We start from the raw sequence: 3,997 nt of genomic DNA, 5'->3' as shown, positions 1-3,997 counted from the left end.
AAACTTTAAAAATAAAAAATAAAAAAGTTTTGGAAATAAGAAAAGGTTTTCTACCTTTGCAGACCCAAACGGAAGGGTGCTTGAGAGAGCGAAAGAAGTTGAGGCTGAGCGAGTTCAGTCAATAAAAGAAGGAAGAAAGTTAACGATGGTTAATGAGTAAAACAAAAGAGCCGGAAGCGATTTTCGGGGAAACAAACTGACAAGTTAAGCAATGCGAATTGCGACGACATAATAGCTGATTCGGATGATGAAGCGAGCAAGTTCTTTTAAGAAATGGAAATCATGTAGCGTAACGGGAGGCGAAGTCTAACCAAGGTTAAACAAAGCTGAAGAGTTACAAAAAGAAGAGAGACTGTATAAAGATATATAATACAGATTCTATTAATTAATAATAGGGTCAGTGGTTAAACAAAACATTTTACAATGGAGAGTTTGATCCTGGCTCAGGATGAACGCTAGCGGCAGGCCTAATACATGCAAGTCGGACGGGATTTGGGAGCTTGCTCCTAATGAGAGTGGCGCACGGGTGCGTAACACGTATGTAACCTACCTTGATCAGGGGGATAGCCTCTCGAAAGAGAGATTAAGACCGCATAACATTATGATATGGCATCGTATTATAATCAAATATTTATAGGATCAAGATGGGCATGCGCAACATTAGCTAGTTGGTGTGGTAACGGCATACCAAGGCGACGATGTTTAGGGGATCTGAGAGGATGACCCCCCACACTGGTACTGAGACACGGACCAGACTCCTACGGGAGGCAGCAGTAAGGAATATTGGTCAATGGACGGAAGTCTGAACCAGCCATGCCGCGTGCAGGAAGACGGCCCTACGGGTTGTAAACTGCTTTTGCAGGGGAATAAACCCCGGTTCGTGAACCGGGTTGAATGTACCTTGAGAATAAGGATCGGCTAACTCCGTGCCAGCAGCCGCGGTAATACGGAGGATCCAAGCGTTATCCGGATTTATTGGGTTTAAAGGGTGCGTAGGCGGCTTTTTAAGTCAGGGGTGAAAGACGGTAGCTCAACTATCGCAGTGCCCTTGATACTGAAGAGCTTGAATGTACTTGAGGTAGGCGGAATGTGACAAGTAGCGGTGAAATGCATAGATATGTCACAGAACACCAATTGCGAAGGCAGCTTACTAAAGTATGATTGACGCTGAGGCACGAAAGCGTGGGGATCAAACAGGATTAGATACCCTGGTAGTCCACGCCCTAAACGATGAACACTCGATGTTGGCGATATACGGTCAGCGTCTAAGCGAAAGCGTTAAGTGTTCCACCTGGGGAGTACGCCCGCAAGGGTGAAACTCAAAGGAATTGACGGGGGCCCGCACAAGCGGAGGAGCATGTGGTTTAATTCGATGATACGCGAGGAACCTTACCCGGGCTTGAAAGTTAGTGAATGTGACAGAGACGTCACAGTTCTTCGGAACACGAAACTAGGTGCTGCATGGCTGTCGTCAGCTCGTGCCGTGAGGTGTTGGGTTAAGTCCCGCAACGAGCGCAACCCCTATGTTTAGTTGCCAGCATTTAAGGTGGGGACTCTAAACAGACTGCCTATGCAAATAGAGAGGAAGGAGGGGACGACGTCAAGTCATCATGGCCCTTACGTCCGGGGCTACACACGTGCTACAATGGATGGTACAGAGGGCAGCTACCTGGCAACAGGATGCCAATCTCATAAAGCCATTCACAGTTCGGATCGGGGTCTGCAACTCGACCCCGTGAAGTTGGATTCGCTAGTAATCGCGTATCAGCAATGACGCGGTGAATACGTTCCCGGGCCTTGTACACACCGCCCGTCAAGCCATGGAAGCTGGAAGTGCCTGAAGTGCGTAACCGCAAGGAGCGTCCTAGGGTAAAGTCGGTAACTGGGGCTAAGTCGTAACAAGGTAGCCGTACCGGAAGGTGTGGCTGGAATACCTCCTTTCTGGAGCAGTATCTCTGAGTAATTCGGAACTGTTACCTACATGATATTTCTTAAAACACAAAAAAAAGACAAAAGGAAACCCAGAAGATGAAGCCATCTGTGGAATGTGTAAACGAAAGTAAGCACAGGACAAGTGGCAGTAAGCAGTGGCAGCAGCAGTAGGCAGAAAAGTCCTGCAAACTGCAACTGATAACTGCAACTAAAAACAAATAGTCCTGTAGCTCAGCTTGGTTAGAGCACTACACTGATAATGTAGGGGTCAGCAGTTCAAATCTGCTCGGGACTACAACAAGGCAATTAGCGAGTTAAGGAATTAGTGAGTTAGTGAATTGAAAAGCAATCACTAATTCAATAAATCACCAAATCACTAATTAATTTATCCTTCGGGGGATTAGCTCAGCTGGCTAGAGCACCTGCCTTGCACGCAGGGGGTCAACGGTTCGAATCCGTTATTCTCCACCAAGTATTCTACAGTAACTATAATATAGGTTACGCTACAGATGAAAACTAACGTTCTTTGACATATTGGAAGAAGTAATTGAAAACAAGAGAAAACAACAGATAGGAAGTTGTTTGATTGAGAACCAAGATTACAAGAATAAAGAAACAAGAGTAATCTTGCTTCCTGACTCCTGAACTCTTGACTCTGTCGAACGACGGACTAAAATAAAGACATACCTTGCGGCGCAAAAGGCGCAAGAGTAGAAGAAAGTAAGAAAGGGTACACGGGGGATGCCTTGGCTCTCAGAGGCGAAGAAGGACGTGATAAGCTGCGATAAGCTGCGGGGATTAGCAAATATGAATTGATCCGCAGATTTCCGAATGGGGAAACCTAGTTATTTGAAGAATAACTGCATAAATGCGCTAACCTGCCGAACTGAAACATCTAAGTAAGCAGAGGAAGAGAAAACAATAGTGATTTCCAGAGTAGTGGCGAGCGAAATGGAAGAAGCCCAAACCTGTTATGTTACGGCATAGCAGGGGTTGTAGGACCACAACATGAATATTAAATAGAACCGGAAGGGGGTGGGAAACCCTGCCATAGAGCATGAGAGCTGCGTACGGGTAATAGATAATAGGATAGTGGTATCCTGAGTACCGCGAGGTCGGAGACGCCTTGTGGGAATTTGCCGGCACCATCCGGTAAGGCTAAATACTCCTGAGAGACCGATAGTGAACCAGTACCGTGAGGGAAAGGTGAAAAGAACCCCGAACAGGGGAGTGAAATAGAACCTGAAACCGTGTACTTACAAGCGGTCGGAGCGGTTAACACCGTGACGGCGTGCCTTTTGCATAATGAGCCTACGAGTTACTCTTCCCTGGCAAGGTTAAGTGTTTAAGACACGGATCCGAAGCGAAAGCGAGTCTGAAAAGGGCGTATAGTCAGGGGAGGTAGACGCGAAACCTTGTGATCTACCCATGGGCAGGTTGAAGGTGCCGTAACAGGTACTGGAGGACCGAACCGATAAACGTTGAAAAGTTTCCGGATGACTTGTGGGTAGGGGTGAAAGGCTAATCAAACTGGGAAATAGCTCGTACTCCCCGAAATGTTTTTAGGAACAGCCTGGCGGTTGAGTTATAAAGAGGTAGAGCTACTAATTGGGTGCGGGGGAGTCAAATCCTACCAAATCCAGATAAACTCCGAATGCTTTATAATATACGCTGGAGTGAGGCTATGGGTGCTAAGGTCCATGGCCGAGAGGGAAAGAACCCAGACCATCAGCTAAGGTCCCTAAATTATTGCTAAGTTGAACTAACGAGGTCCGATTGCACAGACAGCTAGGATGTTGGCTTGGAAGCAGCCATTCATTTAAAGAGTGCGTAACAGCTCACTAGTCGAGCGATCGGGCATGGATAATAAACGGGCATCAAGCAGTATACCGAAGCTATGGATTCACAGTAATGTGACTGGTAGGGGAGCATTCTATTATCCGGCGAAGCAGGAAGGTAACTGACTGTGGAGGGAATAGAAAAGCAAATGTAGGCATAAGTAACGATAAGGCGGGAGAGAAACCCGCCCACCGAAAGACTAAGGTTTCCTGATCAACGCTAATCG

2 tRNA genes and 2 rRNA genes are annotated in these 3,997 nt (G+C 46.7%); all 4 read left to right on the top strand.

Annotated features, from left to right (window positions below):
• The first annotated feature begins 420 nt into the window (after positions 1-420).
• Positions 421-1,941, top strand: a 16S ribosomal RNA gene (locus IEX80_RS27695).
• 211 nt (positions 1,942-2,152) lie between these two features.
• Positions 2,153-2,227 (top strand) — tRNA-Ile (locus IEX80_RS27690).
• A gap of 99 nt (positions 2,228-2,326) precedes the next feature.
• Positions 2,327-2,403: transfer RNA gene (locus tag IEX80_RS27685), tRNA-Ala, on the top strand.
• Between the two features lie 243 nt (positions 2,404-2,646).
• A 23S ribosomal RNA gene (locus IEX80_RS27680) occupies positions 2,647-3,997 on the top strand; the annotation flags it as partial.

This window comes from Mucilaginibacter rubeus (assembly GCF_014643835.1).
GTDB lineage: Bacteria > Bacteroidota > Bacteroidia > Sphingobacteriales > Sphingobacteriaceae > Mucilaginibacter > Mucilaginibacter rubeus.
Note: the sequence above shows the minus strand (reverse complement) of the source record. Positions and strands in the feature narration are given on the sequence as shown.